The organism is Bradyrhizobium sp. Pa8, assembly GCF_052588265.1.
Genome location: NZ_CP176767.1, coordinates 5,577,493 through 5,592,438, shown reverse-complemented (window position 1 = coordinate 5,592,438; position 14,946 = coordinate 5,577,493). Strand labels below are relative to the sequence as shown.

Genomic DNA, 14,946 nt, shown 5'->3' with positions numbered 1-14,946 from the left:
CCGGCTGCGTGGCAAGCTAAGTCTTTCGATGGTGTGCCGTGCAAACGCGCCGGCCTGCTCGGCGGACCGTCGCTGCGCCGGCGCGAGAGCCATCCACTCGCGAATGACGGCGCGTCGAATCTTCGATTTTGGCATCGGATCAAATCCATGAGTTCCGGCGGATGTTCACGCGGCCTGCCGAAGGGGGATGGCCTCCGAACGTCGCGCCAGAAGCACGCTGCCGCATGGATGCTCGGCGCCCTGCAGGACGACGAAGCCGCGCTTCGTCACTGCGGCACGAAGTGTGTCCTTCGCAGCCGCCTTCTGCGCATCGAGCCAGATCACCAGCGCGGCGCGGGGGCTCAGAAAATCGTCGAGCCAATCCACTGTCGCATCGAGTGCGTGAAGCGTGCGTCGCCGCCAATCCACGAGCGCGACTTCATATTGACCTGCCGGCCGGCCGCAATTACCTGCCGCCGCCGCCAGCAGATATCCGCGACGATGCAGCTCAATCACCAATTCCATGCTCTTCGCGCCGACCACGACGATGCGCTGCCGCGTCGAGCAGTTCGCGATGGCCATCATCGGATCGATGATCCTGTCGCTGACCCCTGAGTTCGACATCATTTCACCAGTTCGCTACGCCGCGCGAGCTTGCGCGACGGAGCGGATATGGTGCCGGATGCTGTATGATTTCGAGATTGGCGCGATCGCGGTTGCATAGGATCGGCATAGGACCGCCCTCGGCCGCTCGCTGCCGGAAACTTACGCGGCGCTTATAAACAGACGATGCACTCCCCATCGCATTCAAATGCCGTCAGCGCCATTCTTCCGGCCCGCGCTTGCTATCGCGCCTTGCCTGGAGACAAAAATGTCCGCTTACCGTGCGTTGATCGTGGGACTACACGATCGTCCCATCAGAATGATCCACATGGATTGCATCGATGATGAAGCCGCGATCAGCTCCGCGGAGCGGCTCGTCGACGGTCGCGACGTGGAGCTCTGGCAGATGGATCGGCCTGTGGCCAGATTCGATTGCCGGTCCGGGACGATGCGCAGGAAGTGAGGGAGCCAGTCGTGTCGTCATTGCAAGCATAGCGAAGCAGTCCAGACTGCCGCTGCGAAAAGATTCTGGATTGCTTCGCTGCGCTCGCAATGACGACGTGGAGAGAGCCGGGGTCAATGACCGCGCCTCGGCCCCTCATCGCCATCCACCAGCTCCGGCGCCATCGCCGCCCAGGCACTGGACGCGAACTGCCTTCGCCAGGTCACGATCACCACCGCCGCCGTGGTCACGAACAGCACCCAGGGGCTGACGAACCAGCCGAGATAGCCGAGCGCGAAGAAGAAAGCGCGCTGGCCGCGGTTGAAGTGGCGGCCGGCGGATTCGAACAGGCGCGAGGTGCGGATGACGTGGGCCTCGGCCTCGGGCGTGTCGCGCAGGTCAGCCGGCGGCATGCCGCCGAACAGGATCGCGACATAGTTGAACAGGCGATAGGCCCAAGCGAATTTGAAGAAGGCGTAGACGCAGATCAGCACGAGGCCGACGCATTTCAGCTCCCACAGCGCGGGCGAGGGGCTGAGATCGATCGGCAGCTTGGCGAGGATGGTGATGGCGTCGTTGGTGGCATGCAGCAGTGCCAGCGCGCCGCCGAGCGCGAACAGGCTGGTGGAAGCGAAGAAGGCGGTGCCGTTCTGGAGCGAGGCCATGATCTGCATGTCGACCATGCGGGTGTCGCGGTCGAGCAGGCGGCGGACCCAGACCTCGCGATAGCGGTTCATGCGCGCCGACAGGCTGCCGCGGCCATAGGCCGAGTGCTCCAGCGTCAGGGCATAGACCAGCCATTCGATGATGAAGAAGCCGACCGCGGTGATGTCGACCCAATGCCTGCCCATGTCTCACTCCTCGCGAAGGTCGCAACGATTGCCACGCGCGGCCGGGTGCGGCAACGATTGATTGGCGGCAGGCGATGGCGCTAAAAGCAGCCGGATCCAGAGGACCTAGGGAAGGACCAGCGACATGGCCGCGCTCAAGCTCGCGATCGGAAACAAGAACTATTCGTCATGGTCGATGCGGCCATGGCTCGCACTGCGCGCCAATGACATCCCCTTCGTCGAGACCGTCATTCCGCTCTACACGGATAATCCTGCGGACAAGGATCAGATCCTGTCCTTCAGCCGTGCCGGCAAGGTGCCGGTGCTGGTCGACGGCGACATCACGGTGTGGGATTCGCTCAGCATCATCGAGTACATCGCCGAGCGCTATCCGGACGCGAAGCTGTGGCCCGACGATGTCGCCGCCCGCGCACACGCCCGTTCGGTGTGCGCCGAGATGCATTCCGGCTTCATGGCCTTGCGCAACGAATGCGGCATGAACCTGCACCGCCCCGTGGGCGCCGTGACGCTGTCGGCGGACGCCAAGGCCAACATCGCGCGCGTGCAGGAGATCTGGCGTGAGTGCCGGGCGCGCTACGGTGCAAAGGGACCGTTCCTGTTCGGCCGCTTCGGTGCGGCGGATGCGATGTACGCCCCGGTCGTGCACCGTTTCCGCACTTACGCGATCGAGGTCACGCCGGAGACCAGGGCCTACATGGACACGATGATGGCGCTGCCGGCGTTCCAGGAATGGACCCGCGACGGGATCGCCGAAACGCTTGTCATCGAGAGATTCGAGAACGTCTAACCCGCGAATGTGATCGGGCGCCGCTTGACGGTCTGCAGGCTGGCGGCGCTCAATCGCGGTGAAGGACCGCTTGGGAGAGGGCACGGTCATGGGAATTCTGGACTCGCTGGAAAACAACCCCGCGCTTCGCGGCGCGCTCGGCCAGCTCGGCGCCGCGGTCTTGCCCGCGGTGCTGAACGAGGTGCTCGGCAGCAACAATCAGGGCGGCCTCAGCGCAATCGTCGCCAAGCTCCAGCAGTCCGGCTTCGGTGACCAGGTCAAATCCTGGCTCGGCAACGGCCAGAACCTGCCGATCTCGGCCGACCAGCTCCGCGCGGTGCTCGGCAACGACACCGTTCGCCAGCTCGCTGCACGCTACAACATCCCGATCGACCAGCTCGGCCAGATTCTGGCCGAGGAACTGCCCAAGGCCGTGGACCAGGCAAGCCCGGAGGGGCATCTGCCCCACACCGCCTGAGGGAGCGGGTTCCGGCGGTATCCTCCACTCACCGGTTCCCGCACTATCGTCCTGAAAATACTGCCGGATCGGCCTATTTGCCATGCCTGTATACCGCTGGCCAAAACGCCGCATCGCGTGCTATATGTCACACCGGGTTTTCAGCCGGTCCGTCGCAGTGGGACCCTGGGCACGGCCGGCGCTGTTTGAGTCATGGAGATGGGCGTTGAAGCATAAATTCCCCGTGGGAACGCGCGTACTGTTCACTGCCAGCAACGTCGCGCGCCCGGCTGCGAGTGGCTCATACGAGATCATCCGCCTGCTGCCGACGGATGGCGACGACTGCCAGTACCGCATCAAGAGCTCGACTGAAGCCTTCGAGCGCGTCGCCAAGGAAAGCCAGCTCGCCCAATCCTGACGGATGACGGTGCCGCGCGTTGACATCGCGGACGAATTCGCTTCGCTCGCCGTCAAAAGGCCCCCTTCGCCTCGACATGGTGAACAGGGGGCAGTTGCCGACTCGTGGGGGCTCGCTTTGACCATTCGCTCTTTGCTCGCGTGAGGGGACGTCGCGCATGAACTGGGCATGGGCCACTTCGTTCGACCAGATCGGGCGCTCGCAGGCCGTTCCGACGTGGATGATCCTGGTAGCCGCCGGCTTCCTCGGACTGATTCTCCTGATCACGCTACTGCGCGCCGAAAGGTCGGTTGCCAACGGCGCGCTGACCGTCATCTCGCTGCTTTCCATCGCCATCGCCGTGGCTGCCACCGTGCGCGTTTATGGTCCGGCGGAGGAGGCGGCCCCGGGCGAGGCGCGCGCGCAGAGCGCGGTCGTCGCCAGCCTGCCGGCGCTGTCCTGTCTCGATGATCTCGCCGGCAATGCCGTGGCGATTGGTTGCGAGAAGGCGCTGTTCGGCTCGCCTGACGCGGCAGCTGCGGCCGTCTCCTACACCGCCGCACGGATCGACCGGCTCACCACGCTCGGCGATGCCGCGACCGCCGAGAAGAGCCTGACGCTGGACATGAAGGTGCTGCGCAAGGCGCTGGAGCGCGACCGCTACGGCCTCGTCGCGCAGGTGCTGGTCGCGCGCGACGGCTGCACGCAGTTCGACTGCCCCGCGTTCCGCTCGCTGACCGATCAGCAGCGGGTCGCCGCCAACATGGATTCCCATCTCTACGACACGCTGGTCGCGCGCTATTCGCCGGGCTGGAACGCGCCCGCAACGGCCCCGGCGATGCCGGCCACCGCGGCGCTTGCCGGGATGCCGACATCGATGCCGACGGGCAGGCCGACCAATGCGGAGTTTCCGAGCGCGTCATCGACGCCGCCGGTGAGCATCATGAATCCGGAGCCGCCCACGGCGGCGGTGCGACAGGCTGCGCCTGCCGGAGGCGCAGCCTCGGCGCCGCGCGCGTCCGCTCCGACCTCGGCGCAAGCCGCTGCTCCAGCGGCGCCGGCTGCGAAGAAGCCGCCGGCGCCGAAGGCCGCGCGTGCGCCGGCCGCAGCACCGGTTCCGCTCGCCCCGCCGGCTCCGGCTCCTGCGGCTGCGGATAACGAATAGTTCGGCATTCCAAATGCGTGGCTGCCCGGCTAATGCTGGGGGCATGCCGCTACATCTGATCAAGCTCGCCGTCGGCTGCGACTCCATCAAGGAATTGAAGGGGTGGGTCGCCGAACGGATGCAGACCGCCAAGAAGAAAGGTCTGCCGCAACATCACATCCACATCACCCGCATGGTGCCCAAGCGCGACGCCGAGATCCTGGCGGGCGGATCGCTCTACTGGGTGATCAAGGGCGAGATCGCCGCGCGTGAAAAGATCATCGGCATCGAGCCGTTCCGCGACAAGGACGGCATCGGCCGTTGCCGGATCGTGATGCAGCCGAAGGTAATCTCGGTATCGCCGCGGCCGATGCGGCCGTTCCAGGGCTGGCGCTACCTCAGCGACGATTCCGTGCCGCCCGATCTCGGCAAGTCGGCCGCCGGCTCGATCGCGGCGATGCCGGAGCCGATGCGGCGCGAGCTGCGCGATCTCGGACTGCTCTGACGCGGCCGCTCATGGCGACGTGACGATGTGCAGCCGCGCCCAGTCGGAGGGCGGCATCACGACCGGACGTCCGCCTTCGCCGATGGCGTCGATGATGTCGACCAGTTCGGGCTCGACGCCCATCTCGAGCAGGTACTTGCGATACTGCTCGCCAAAGATCGCCGTCAGGCTCTCGCGCTGTTCGGGCGCCACGTTGGGCGCGCGGCGATTGCGGATGGAGCGGCCGGTCAGCACCACCGTCGCACCTTGCGGGAGGCTGCGATGCACCCCGCCGGCGAGCATGAGGACGCACGCGAAATCGCATGCCGGATCCGGCAAGGACACCTTGGCGTCGAGCGGCCCGCCCGGGCGCTTCAGCGCAAAACAATCGGCCTCCGGCTTGCCGGCGCAGGCCTCGACCTCGGTCGCGCCGGCGGTGGCATCCAGGCCGCGGTCGCGCAGGATGCGGCCCATGCTGACCGCAACATTGAGGTTGGAGCCGCCCCAGCTATGGATGACGAGCGGCAGCTTGTGTCCCGCCTGGCGATCGAGAATCGCGATCAGCCGCTTGTAGCTGTCCCATTGCACCGTGCCCTCGGCGGCGATCCAGTCGGAGCAGCCCGGTCCGCAAGCCCCCGCGGGGCCATGGGCGAGGTAGAAGATCATCGCATCCGGCGGCGAGCCGTACAGGCCGATCGGCGGGCGCTGTTGTGCCTGGGCGGCAGTCGCGGCGACAAGCGCCAGCACGCCGTTCACGATCATCGTGCGGATGAATGACATGCCCTGCCAGCCGGCTCGTTTGCTCGCGCCGATCATCCATCCGGGCGAGGCAACGCGCAAGATCGACCCTGGCGGTTACACCGCGATATTGTCGATCAGCCGGGTCGTGCCGAGCTTGGCCGCCACCAGGATCCGCAACGGGCCGTCCTTGCGCGAGGTGACCGGCGCGAGCGTCTCGGCATGGCGCGCCTCGAAATAGTCGAGCGCAAAGCCGGCCGCCGTGATCATCCCGGCGCCGCGCGCCATCGCGGATGCGATCGCTTCGCCGGCGCGGATGCGCCCGGCGCTGTCCTTCATGGCGCGGTACAGCGTGGTCGCGGTCTGCCGCTCCTCCGGCGAAAGATAGACGTTGCGCGAAGACATCGCGAGCCCGTCGCGCTCGCGCACGGTGCGGGAGCCGGTCACCTTGACGCCGAGGTCGAGGTCACGCGCCATCTGCGTCACCACCCGCAACTGCTGAAAGTCCTTCTCGCCGAAGATGGCGACATCCGGCCGGCACTGCGTGAACAGCTTGCCGACGACGGTGGCGACGCCGCCGAAGAAGTGCGGCCTGAAGCGGTCCTCGAGCCCGGCCAGCGCCGGCCCCTCCGGCACGATGCGGGTCGCAAAGCCGTCCGGATACATCGCCTCGGCGCCGGGGTGCCAGACGATGTCGACGTCCTCGGCGGCGAGCTTGGCGAGATCGGACTTCCAGGTGCGCGGATAGGCACCAAAGTCCTCGGTCGGGGCGAACTGGGTCGGGTTGACGAAGATCGACACCACGACGCGACTCGCGCGCCGCTTGGCGAGGCGCACCAGCGACACATGCCCGTCATGGAGCGCCCCCATGGTCGGGACCAGCGCGATCGTGGCCTTTCGCTTGCGAAGATTGTCGACGGCGCGTCGCAAGGCGGGGACCGTGCGGGCGATCAAGGGGCTTCGTGACATCAGGACTCGACAGGGTTGGGGATGGGAAGCGGGCGCGTCCCGGCGCCCGGCCGGCTAACCTTAACAAGCGCCGATCGTGGACGCCATGCATTCGGATGCGGCACAGCATCCCGCGCGAGGCCGCGCACCATCTCGCGACATCGTGGGCTGAATCACAGCGAGAGAAGGCGCGCGATTCATGTCGAACAACGGCGCGCTGCGATTTGCATTTACTGTCACGCATTTCACTTGACCGCAGACGCGGTCAACTCGAAGATATTCATCAGGGGTGTTGAGGATCACTATGCTTGTGCAGGCTAGCCAAGGCCAATCCGGCTCGGCGCATGTTGTCGTGCTCGGCAACGAAAAAGGCGGCTCCGGCAAGTCGACCACCGCCCTGCACATCGCGGTCGCGCTGCTGAAGGCCGGCCAGCGCGTCGCCACCATCGACCTCGACTGCCGTCAGCAGAGCTTTACCCGCTACATCGGCAACCGTTCCGCCTGGGCGCGCCGCACCGGCCTCGGCCTCGAGCTGCCGGTGCATCGCTGCATCAAGCTCGGCGAGACCATGCAGATTGCCGAGAACGAGAATTCCGAGTTCCTGCAGTTCATGGAGGCGGTCTCGGCGGTCGAGAGCAATTTCGACTTCATCGTCATCGATACGCCGGGCACCGACAGCTATCTGATGCGTCTGGCGCACTCGATGGCCGACACGCTGGTCACGCCGATCAACGACAGCTTCCTCGATTTCGACGTGCTCGGCACCGTCGATCCCGCCAACTACGCAGTGACGGGCGAGAGCCACTATGCCGAGATGGTGGGGGATGTCAGGCGCAAGCGGCGCCAGCTCGACGGCTCCAGCACCGATTGGATCGTCGTGCGCAACCGCCTGTCGATGCTCGGCTCCCGCAACAAGCAGCTCGTCGCCGAGGGCCTCAAGGATTTGTCGCTACGGCTCGGCTTCCGCTACGTCGACGGCTTCGCCGAGCGCGTCGTCTATCGCGAATTTTTTCCGCGCGGCCTGACCGCGCTCGACGAGATCGACGAGGCCACGCTCGGCATGCGGCCCAACCTTGGCCATCTCACCGCGCGGGAAGAGGTGACTGGCCTGCTCCGCCAGCTCAAGCTGCCGCTCGACGAACGCGGCCGCCGCCGTGCGGCAAATCGCGCCGAGTGGTTCAGCCAGGTCGACAAGCCGCTCGAGGTCCACGACATCCTCGGCGCCTGAGGCGGCGGTATATCGCTACTTCCGGCCGATTGAAGCTGCCGGTTCCCGCCGGAACTGAGTGCGGGCTTAGCCGTTTCACCCTGTGTTTACCGTGAAATTGAACCCAATCGAGACCGGTTGCAGCGGATGGTGGCCTGCACCTGACATGGCCGCCTGAGAACGGGATGCCCAAGAAACGTGTGCGCCGCACAATGAAAGGGCTGACGGTTCACAATATTTAGCCTTCCTGTCACGCGGCTGTGACATATATTAGGGAATAGGCGACCAGGGGCCGAAGAGCCCCGGAAGAACACGATTTTCAACAGGGATTCAGGCCGCAAGAGCCTGAGGCTGAGGACGAAAATGAAGCGTGGAATTGCCGTTCTGGTTTCGGTCAGTGCCCTCTGCGGCGTCGCCTATTTCACGGCGAGCAAGTGGGCGATCAAGCACGAGACCATCACCTTCTACGACGCCTCGCGCGACAACCGTCCCGTGCCTGTCGATATCGCGGTTCGCCGCGACAAGGAAATGCAGGCCAATGCCGGCATGATCACGCTGCCGGTTGCCGTGGTCAATCACGGCAACACCGTCAAGAATACCGAGTACGGCTTCCTCGCCAACATCTTCGCGGCGCGCGGCTACATGGTCGTAAGCCCGCAGCATGATTTGCCGACCGATCCTCCCATGGTGACCAAGCCCGGTGAGCTCTATGTCGGCCGGCTGCCGCAGATCCTGCGCGGCGTTGCCAACATCCATCTCGCCATGCAGGAGATGAAGAAGGTTCAGCCCAACGCCGATTACGACAGGGTGACGATGGTCGGCCACTCCATGGGCGGCGACATCACGATGTATTTCGCCAAGCAGTATCCGGATGAGGTCAAGAAGGTCGTCACGCTCGACAATCTGCGCGTGCCGTTCGTCACCGCCGGCAAGTTCAAGATCCTGTCGTTCCGTTCGCAGGATCCGCAGTTCAAGACCGACGCGGGTGTCATCCCGACCGACGAGGAATGCGAGAAGGCCGGCATCCAGGTCGTGAAGACCGAATTCCAGCACAACGACATGCGCGATACCGGTCCGGATGCGGCCAAGAACTCGATCCAGGGCATGCTCGACAAGTTCCTGAGCGATAGCGACAGCGCCGTGGCGCCCGTCGATACGCGCTCGGCCCCGCCCAATATCCTGGAGCCCGGTCCGGTTGCTCTGATGGCGCCGGCCAAGAGCTGATACCAACACCAGCTGATACCAACACCAGCTGACACCGACACCGCTCCGATCGTCTGCACGACCTGCAAAGCCTCCGCCGGCATCCGCCCGCGGAGGCTTTGCACATTGACCGGACCGCAGGCGCTATCCACATTAGCCGCTCACGCAAGAAGCGAGCAGGGATGCCCGGCGAACCCGTCAAACCGCGTGGCCGTGATGCCGTCTCGAGCCAAACCGGCGGCACGCTGCCTCAAGCCAGCACCGCGGAGGACATCGCCGCGTTCGTCGCCAAGGCGCGGGCGCTGTCGCCGCATGCCCCCGGCGCGAAGGGGCGACTGATTTTCGCGCTGGATGCGACGATGAGCCGGCAGCCGACCTGGGACATGGCCTGCGCGCTCCAGGCGGACATGTTCCGCGAGGCCGCAGCGATCGGCAGCCTCGACATCCGGCTGGTCTACTATCGCGGCTTGAACGAGTGTCGCGCCACGGGCTGGATCTCCGACAGCGCGAAGCTCGCGACGCTGATGAGCAAGATCGACTGTCGCGGCGGCGACACCCAGATCGGCAAGGTGCTGAGCGACGTGCGGCGCGAGGCGGTCGCTTCGGGCGTGCGTGCGGTCGTCTTCGTCGGCGATGCCATGGAGGAGAAGGTCGACGAGCTCTGCGCAAAGGCCGGCGAGCTCGGCATGCTCAAGGTGCCCGTGTTCGTGTTTCAGGAAGGCGCCGACGCCGTGGCCGAGCAGGCCTTTCGCGAGATCGCGCGGCTGACCGGCGGGGCCTGGTGCCGGTTCGATCCCGGCGCGGCGGCGCAGCTCCGCGAGCTGCTGCGCGCTGCCGCGGCTTATGCCGCCGGCGGCCGCGAGGCGCTGTTGAAACTCGCCAAGAATGCGAGCGGCGCGGCCAAGCTGATCGGGCAGATGAAGTAGCGGCCCGCGTTGGAGACGGACGCCATGCATTTTGCCGTGAGGGCGACTATATTCCGGCCATGACCCTGATCGCCGGCGCCGTCGCCGTTATCACGCTTTATCTGCTGCTCCAGATGTTCCGCTCCGCCAATCCGGCGGTGCTGGCGCGCACCATCAAGTTCGGTGGTGGCGTGGTGGCGCTCGCGGTCGCAGCGTTCACGGGCCTGCGGGGCGAGCTGGCGGTGGCGATCCCGCTCGGGATTTTCGGCGCCGGGCTCCTGGGCTGGACGCCGCTGGCGAATGCCGGCTTCGGCAATATCGGCGGGCTGTTTGGCGGTGGCGCAACGCGGCCGTCCGGCCAGGCCTCGCGCGTGCGCTCGCAATTCCTGGACATGCGGCTCGACCACGATTCTGGCCAGCTCTCAGGCCAGATCGTCGCCGGGCCCTATGCCGGGCGCAATCTCGACGAGTTCGATCTTGCAAGCCTGCTGGCGATGGTCCCGGCGTTTGACGCCGAGAGCGTGGCCTTACTTGAAAGCTATCTGGACCGCCGGTTTCCCGCTTGGCGTCAGAACGCGCAGGGCGATGCGGCAGGGCGGCAGCGCCGCACGGCGCCGAGCGGCAAAATGACGGCGGAGGAAGCCTATCAGATCCTTGGCCTGCAGCCGGGCGCGGGGCGCGACGACATCAGCCGGGCGCACAAGTCCCTGATGAAGAAACTCCATCCCGACCAGGGGGGCTCGACGTATCTCGCTGCCCGTGTGAACGAGGCCAAGGATACTCTGCTTCGCACGCATAACGGCTAACTCCGGCACTACGCTACAAACGCCCGTACCGCGTAAGCTCCGCTTGCTCTGTCTGCTGTCGCCCCGATGCCCGCCTTTGTCGGCGTGGTCGATCCCTTGAGTAAAGTTTTAACCGTAAATCCTTGACGAGAAGTTGTCGCGGAACTGGCGTCGCCGCATCCCCAAACAAAAATGCCCGCGCAAGGCGCGGGCATTTTGATTGGAGCGGTACGACAGATCAGTTGCGGACGGTGATGCAGGAGATGTCGGCGCGCTTCAGGGCGCGGCAGACGGCTTCGGCCTGGTCCCGCTCGAGCCCGGCGAAACGGGCCCGGTAAAGCTTGCGATTGTCCTTGGCGAGGACCGGCTCGGTGAACGGGTCGGCCTTGCTGAGCAGGCCGCGGGCCGAGCTGCGGGCGGCGTCGATGCGCTGCTGGGCTTCGTTCTCGCTCTCGAGTGCGCCGACCTGGACGATCCAGCCGCTATGGGTGACGACCGGCTTGGTGGTGGCGCTCATCTGGATCGGCTGCGGCGCCGGATCGGCCGAAGCGAGCTTCGCAGCAGTCGGGGCGGGGGCCGTTGCGGCCGGCAGCACGCCGAGGATGCCATTGCCGGTGCCGAAGCCCGCCGGCTGACGGGGCATCTCGGTGCGGGCGAGCTCGGCCTTCGGCGCTTCCGGCTGGCTCGCCATCTCGGGCTTGTTGATGAGATCGGCGCGGGCGACGACGGCGCCGGAGGTCTCCGCGACGTCGGAGCGGGCCGCAATCGTGCTCGTGACCTGCGGTGCGACCTGAGCCGGCGCGGCGGAGGCGACCTTCACGGCGCCGGCCTTGACCTGAACCGTCTTCACCCGGACCGGCTTCATCGGCTCGGACGAGCCGGGGATGATGGAGAGCGGCTGGCTCGAGATCACGCCATTGGTGAGCGGCGCGGGCTCGATCCTGGATTCAGTCGGGCGAACCTCAGGCTTGCTGGTGTCCGGCCTGGCTTGAGCCGGCGGCATCGCGGCGGTCGCAGCCGCCAGCGCCGAGAGGCGCGAGGCGAGGCGCTGCGGGGCCGTTTCGGGGGCAGGGGCGGCCGCGGCCTGCTGGACCTGCGGAGCGGGACGGGCCGGGGTCTCCGATGCATCGGCGACGTCGGTACTGGCGTCTGCGCCGTTGCGCTCGGTGACAGCGACGACGGTGTGGGTGGTCGCGCCCTTCTCGAGGTTCTCCGCGAGCAGGTTGCGCATGGTGGCGTCGCGCGAGCCGCCGCTGCGGCCGCCGAGCACTACGCCGATCAGGTGGCGGTTGCCGCGACGCATCGAGGTCACGAGGTTGAAGCCGGAGGCGCGGGTGTAGCCGGTCTTGATGCCGTCGACGCCCTCGACGCTGCCGAGCAGGTGGTTATGGTTGCGGATCGACTGTCCGCGCCAATTGAAGGTCGAGGTCGCGAAATAACGGTAGTAGCGCGGGAAGCGCTCCTGGATGGCACGGCCGAGCGTGGCCTGGTCGCGTGCGGTCGTGACCTGCTCGTCGTTGGGAAGGCCGTTGGCGTTGCGGTAGACCGTCCTGGACATGCCGAGCGAGCGCGCCTTGCGCGTCATCATGGTGGCGAAGTCGTCCTCGTCGCCGGCGATCGCTTCGGCGATGACCACGGCGGCGTCGTTGGCGGAGCGGGTGACGAGACCCTTGATCGCGTCCTCGACGCGAATGGTCTGGCCGGCACGCAGGTTCAGCTTGGTCGGATCCTGATCGGCGGCGTGCTGCGAGACCGGCATCTCGGTGTCGAGCTTCATCCTGCCGGACTCGAGGCGCTCGAACAGCAGATAGAGCGTCATGATCTTGGTAAGCGAGGCGGGGTGACGGATTCCGTCTGGGTTCGTTGCCTGGAGCACGGAGCCGGAATTGCCGTCGACGATGATCGATGCGAATTTCGGGCTGGAACTGTCGGACACATCGCGCTGCACCCGGTGGTGCGCGTAATGGCGGCGGTGACGCCGTGCTTCGGCAGCATCGGTGAAGATGACTACGGCGGTGACCGTAAGAAGCCCGAAAACGCCAACCCGCGCCAAGCGCGAGGAAGACAAGTTTTTACGAAGCATGAAACCCCGTCCCCGTTTCTGACTTGATCACCGGCCCGTGAGGCGAAATTGTGCCCACTCGACCCGGGATCATTACCTGCTCAGGCTGTCTCTCCGCTGGTGTTCGCTGCGGGAAACGTTGGGCCTGAGCCGCTGTTCTGGCTAAGGTGATGTTCTCGAACGGCTTTTGACCGTTCGCGGAAGCTGAACACGTCCAGGGAATCAGGGTAGGGGTCCGCGGTTTCCAAAAGCTTAAGGAACCCTTGCGGGAAACCCCGGGAATCTCAGCGATTTGCATCTAGTTTTGTGCGTCGCACAAGATTCTTGACTTTTTTGTGCGTTGCACTATTTTTGGGCGGAGTCAGGGAGCCGGGGCTTCCGACGAAAGCCAGGGAAAAGGATCCGAAATGTTCAAGGTTGAAGACTTTCAGAGCTACGGGAAAGAGCAGTTCGAGCAGTGCGTTGCTTCCGCCACCTCGATGCAGCATGGCCTCCAGGCGATTGCCAGCGCGTATGGCGACTACACCAAGAAGTCGTTCGAAGACACCAAGTCCTTCGTCGAGAAGCTTTCCGGCGTGAAGTCGCTGGACAAGGCCGTGGAAGCGCAGACCGACTTCGCCCGTTCCAGCTACGAGACCTTCGTTGCGGAATCGCAGAAGATCGCCGGCCTCTACAGCGACCTCGCCAAGCAGGCGTTCAAGCCGGTCGAGACCATCGTGTCGAAGTTCACCCCGGCTGCCAACTAACGTCCTCTGGAACTCCTGGAATCGAAAAGCCCGGCTGGTTCAGCCGGGCTTTTTTGTTGTCGCGACAGAGATCCGCTTCAGCGCGCCACGCGCAGCTTCGACAGCGACGTACCGACGTCAACCCCACACGGTCTGACTCGCCGACATCACCAGGCAGAACTTGTCGATGCCGCTCGCGCAATGCTCGCCGCCTTGGCGTCGTCGTGCAGCTTCTTCCGCTGCGTGTCGATCTGCGAGGCATTGCTGTACCACCGGCGGTTCTGCGCATCGAGACCGTCGGCGAGGAGCACGAGTCCGCCAAGCTGATCGACCAGGTTCTTCGCGGCCGTCGGCATCGCCGACATCTTGCCGTCCTGGGCCATCGAGCCGGTGTCGTCGAGCGGCGTGGCGACGCGCAGGCGCACCAGGCGCCACGCGATTGAACGGCAGCTCGATTGGACCGTAGAAAACCGGAGGTATCCCGCGAGATCGCCGCTGCCGCTTAACGGCCGGGTTCCTGGTCAAGATGTTCTAAACGGTGCCGGCCGAAACTTTTGTCAAATCGGTCCGGATTGACTAACCTTGGCCGGGATCGCCGGACCGGGAATCGGGACTGCCTCGACCATATTGGCCAGACCGTTGCACGCTTGCGGCGAGCCGGGGGCGGGCCCATATTCCTTACAATCGAGCCGGGCTTGACCGGACCGGTTGGAAGCGGCGATCCAACAAGGCGGTGCGCCCGTGCAAAGCTCCGAAGGGCGGGGCCGCGCGGCTGACCGTCACTCGCTTCTGTGGGGAATTTGAACGCCTGAGCCATGCCGCACCTGACTTTCAGACTAGACCTGTCCGCGCAAGCCGCTGCCCACGCTCCTCGTATGAGCAATGACGAGAACCGTTCGGGCGGACCGACGGGGCCGAATACGTCTGTCATCACCAAGGTCAAGCCGAAGACCAAGCGGCCGAACCTGTATCGTGTGCTGATCCTGAACGACGACTACACGCCGATGGAATTCGTCGTCCATGTGCTGGAGAAGTTCTTCCAGAAGGACATCGAGGCCGCGACCAAGATCATGCTGCATGTCCATCATCACGGCATCGGCGAGTGCGGCGTATTCACCTACGAGATCGCCGAGACCAAGGTGACGCAGGTGATGGACTTCGCCCGCAAGCACCAGCATCCGCTGCAATGCGTGATGGAAAAGAAATAACTGGGCGTCCAAATCCAGAGTTATTCAGATCGGTTCTGTTCG

General features: G+C 65.3%; 18 protein-coding genes. 12 read left to right on the top strand and 6 right to left on the bottom strand.

The annotated features are described in order from the left end of the window. Window positions 1-165 precede the first annotated feature (165 nt). Entirely contained in the window at window positions 166-564 is a 399-nt protein-coding gene (locus tag ACKWRH_RS26200; protein WP_445215863.1) for a hypothetical protein, read from the bottom strand. Between ACKWRH_RS26200 and ACKWRH_RS26195 the strand changes: the two genes are divergently transcribed. Continuing rightward, window positions 554-703 carry a hypothetical protein gene (locus ACKWRH_RS26195; protein WP_161495942.1) on the top strand — a complete coding sequence of 50 codons (150 nt, stop codon included), beginning with the start codon at window positions 554-556 and terminating at the stop codon, window positions 701-703. The genes ACKWRH_RS26200 and ACKWRH_RS26195 overlap by 11 nt on opposite strands. A gap of 455 nt (window positions 704-1,158) precedes the next feature. On the opposite strand, the gene ACKWRH_RS26190 is transcribed toward ACKWRH_RS26195, so the two are convergent. Beyond that, a complete protein-coding gene (locus ACKWRH_RS26190; RefSeq protein WP_445215862.1) occupies window positions 1,159-1,875 on the bottom strand; it encodes a DUF599 domain-containing protein in 717 nt (238 codons plus the stop codon). A 124-nt stretch (window positions 1,876-1,999) separates the two neighbouring features. Here ACKWRH_RS26190 and ACKWRH_RS26185 point away from each other — a divergent pair, with 124 nt between their 5' ends. The 5 genes from ACKWRH_RS26185 to ACKWRH_RS26165 all read left to right on the top strand — a co-directional run bounded on the left by ACKWRH_RS26185 (window position 2,000) and on the right by ACKWRH_RS26165 (window position 5,144). Beyond that, window positions 2,000-2,662 carry a glutathione S-transferase family protein gene (locus ACKWRH_RS26185; RefSeq protein ID WP_445215861.1) on the top strand — a complete coding sequence of 221 codons (663 nt, stop codon included), beginning with the start codon at window positions 2,000-2,002 and terminating at the stop codon, window positions 2,660-2,662. Window positions 2,663-2,750: 88 nt separating this feature from the next. Continuing rightward, window positions 2,751-3,119, top strand: coding sequence for a YidB family protein (locus ACKWRH_RS26180; RefSeq protein WP_445215860.1), 369 nt, complete (start codon window positions 2,751-2,753; stop codon window positions 3,117-3,119). Window positions 3,120-3,324: 205 nt separating this feature from the next. Beyond that, window positions 3,325-3,516, top strand: coding sequence for a hypothetical protein (locus ACKWRH_RS26175; protein WP_014494643.1), 192 nt, complete (start codon window positions 3,325-3,327; stop codon window positions 3,514-3,516). A 157-nt stretch (window positions 3,517-3,673) separates the two neighbouring features. Continuing rightward, window positions 3,674-4,660, top strand: a complete 987-nt coding sequence (locus ACKWRH_RS26170) for a hypothetical protein (protein ID WP_445215859.1) — start codon at window positions 3,674-3,676, stop codon at window positions 4,658-4,660. Between the two features lie 43 nt (window positions 4,661-4,703). Next, the gene (locus ACKWRH_RS26165; protein WP_445215858.1) at window positions 4,704-5,144 is read left to right on the top strand and encodes a DUF1489 family protein; all 441 of its coding nucleotides are present in this window, start codon (window positions 4,704-4,706) and stop codon (window positions 5,142-5,144) included. A gap of 9 nt (window positions 5,145-5,153) precedes the next feature. Here ACKWRH_RS26165 and ACKWRH_RS26160 read toward each other — a convergent pair whose 3' ends face one another. Together ACKWRH_RS26160 and panC are read right to left on the bottom strand one after the other, a co-directional pair. Continuing rightward, a complete protein-coding gene (locus ACKWRH_RS26160; protein ID WP_445215857.1) occupies window positions 5,154-5,903 on the bottom strand; it encodes a hypothetical protein in 750 nt (249 codons plus the stop codon). Between the two features lie 75 nt (window positions 5,904-5,978). After that, on the bottom strand, window positions 5,979-6,830 hold the full coding sequence (panC, locus tag ACKWRH_RS26155) for a pantoate--beta-alanine ligase (protein ID WP_445215856.1): 852 nt from the start codon (window positions 6,828-6,830) through the stop codon (window positions 5,979-5,981). A 283-nt stretch (window positions 6,831-7,113) separates the two neighbouring features. Here panC and ACKWRH_RS26150 point away from each other — a divergent pair, with 283 nt between their 5' ends. The 4 genes from ACKWRH_RS26150 to ACKWRH_RS26135 all read left to right on the top strand — a co-directional run bounded on the left by ACKWRH_RS26150 (window position 7,114) and on the right by ACKWRH_RS26135 (window position 10,930). Beyond that, window positions 7,114-8,037 carry a division plane positioning ATPase MipZ gene (locus ACKWRH_RS26150; RefSeq protein WP_445215855.1) on the top strand — a complete coding sequence of 308 codons (924 nt, stop codon included), beginning with the start codon at window positions 7,114-7,116 and terminating at the stop codon, window positions 8,035-8,037. Window positions 8,038-8,379: 342 nt separating this feature from the next. After that, window positions 8,380-9,240: an alpha/beta fold hydrolase gene (locus tag ACKWRH_RS26145; protein WP_445215854.1), complete on the top strand. Its 861-nt coding sequence runs from the start codon at window positions 8,380-8,382 to the stop codon at window positions 9,238-9,240. A gap of 161 nt (window positions 9,241-9,401) precedes the next feature. Continuing rightward, complete coding sequence (locus ACKWRH_RS26140) at window positions 9,402-10,145, top strand: VWA domain-containing protein (RefSeq protein ID WP_282520960.1); 744 nt, start codon at window positions 9,402-9,404, stop codon at window positions 10,143-10,145. A 59-nt stretch (window positions 10,146-10,204) separates the two neighbouring features. After that, window positions 10,205-10,930 carry a DnaJ domain-containing protein gene (locus tag ACKWRH_RS26135; protein ID WP_445215853.1) on the top strand — a complete coding sequence of 242 codons (726 nt, stop codon included), beginning with the start codon at window positions 10,205-10,207 and terminating at the stop codon, window positions 10,928-10,930. Window positions 10,931-11,147: 217 nt separating this feature from the next. Here the strand turns inward: ACKWRH_RS26135 and ACKWRH_RS26130 are convergent, their stop codons facing one another. Next, window positions 11,148-12,992, bottom strand: coding sequence for a serine hydrolase (locus ACKWRH_RS26130; RefSeq protein WP_445215852.1), 1,845 nt, complete (start codon window positions 12,990-12,992; stop codon window positions 11,148-11,150). Between the two features lie 386 nt (window positions 12,993-13,378). On the opposite strand from ACKWRH_RS26130, the gene ACKWRH_RS26125 reads away from it, so the two are divergent. Beyond that, entirely contained in the window at window positions 13,379-13,717 is a 339-nt protein-coding gene (locus ACKWRH_RS26125; RefSeq protein WP_014494653.1) for a phasin family protein, read from the top strand. Between the two features lie 146 nt (window positions 13,718-13,863). On the opposite strand, the gene ACKWRH_RS26120 is transcribed toward ACKWRH_RS26125, so the two are convergent. Continuing rightward, window positions 13,864-14,121, bottom strand: coding sequence for a hypothetical protein (locus tag ACKWRH_RS26120; RefSeq protein ID WP_445215851.1), 258 nt, complete (start codon window positions 14,119-14,121; stop codon window positions 13,864-13,866). Between the two features lie 450 nt (window positions 14,122-14,571). Here ACKWRH_RS26120 and clpS point away from each other — a divergent pair, with 450 nt between their 5' ends. Continuing rightward, entirely contained in the window at window positions 14,572-14,904 is a 333-nt protein-coding gene (clpS, locus tag ACKWRH_RS26115; protein WP_014494655.1) for an ATP-dependent Clp protease adapter ClpS, read from the top strand. Window positions 14,905-14,946: the final 42 nt, after the last annotated feature.

Excerpts from the sequence above, each read along its gene's own strand:
- ACKWRH_RS26200 (WP_445215863.1), bottom strand. The coding sequence starts at position 564 with ATGATGGCCATCGCGAACTGCTCGACGCGGCAGCGCATCGTCGTGGTC.
- panC (WP_445215856.1), bottom strand. The coding sequence starts at position 6,830 with ATGTCACGAAGCCCCTTGATCGCCCGCACGGTCCCCGCCTTGCGACGC.
- ACKWRH_RS26150 (WP_445215855.1), top strand. The coding sequence starts at position 7,114 with ATGCTTGTGCAGGCTAGCCAAGGCCAATCCGGCTCGGCGCATGTTGTC.
- ACKWRH_RS26180 (WP_445215860.1), top strand. The coding sequence starts at position 2,751 with ATGGGAATTCTGGACTCGCTGGAAAACAACCCCGCGCTTCGCGGCGCG.
- ACKWRH_RS26195 (WP_161495942.1), top strand. The coding sequence starts at position 554 with ATGGCCATCATCGGATCGATGATCCTGTCGCTGACCCCTGAGTTCGAC.
- ACKWRH_RS26140 (WP_282520960.1), top strand. The coding sequence starts at position 9,402 with ATGCCCGGCGAACCCGTCAAACCGCGTGGCCGTGATGCCGTCTCGAGC.
- ACKWRH_RS26170 (WP_445215859.1), top strand. The coding sequence starts at position 3,674 with ATGAACTGGGCATGGGCCACTTCGTTCGACCAGATCGGGCGCTCGCAG.
- clpS (WP_014494655.1), top strand. The coding sequence starts at position 14,572 with ATGAGCAATGACGAGAACCGTTCGGGCGGACCGACGGGGCCGAATACG.
- ACKWRH_RS26190 (WP_445215862.1), bottom strand. The coding sequence starts at position 1,875 with ATGGGCAGGCATTGGGTCGACATCACCGCGGTCGGCTTCTTCATCATC.
- ACKWRH_RS26185 (WP_445215861.1), top strand. The coding sequence starts at position 2,000 with ATGGCCGCGCTCAAGCTCGCGATCGGAAACAAGAACTATTCGTCATGG.
- ACKWRH_RS26125 (WP_014494653.1), top strand. The coding sequence starts at position 13,379 with ATGTTCAAGGTTGAAGACTTTCAGAGCTACGGGAAAGAGCAGTTCGAG.
- ACKWRH_RS26160 (WP_445215857.1), bottom strand. The coding sequence starts at position 5,903 with ATGTCATTCATCCGCACGATGATCGTGAACGGCGTGCTGGCGCTTGTC.
- ACKWRH_RS26145 (WP_445215854.1), top strand. The coding sequence starts at position 8,380 with ATGAAGCGTGGAATTGCCGTTCTGGTTTCGGTCAGTGCCCTCTGCGGC.
- ACKWRH_RS26165 (WP_445215858.1), top strand. The coding sequence starts at position 4,704 with ATGCCGCTACATCTGATCAAGCTCGCCGTCGGCTGCGACTCCATCAAG.
- ACKWRH_RS26130 (WP_445215852.1), bottom strand. The coding sequence starts at position 12,992 with ATGCTTCGTAAAAACTTGTCTTCCTCGCGCTTGGCGCGGGTTGGCGTT.
- ACKWRH_RS26135 (WP_445215853.1), top strand. The coding sequence starts at position 10,205 with ATGACCCTGATCGCCGGCGCCGTCGCCGTTATCACGCTTTATCTGCTG.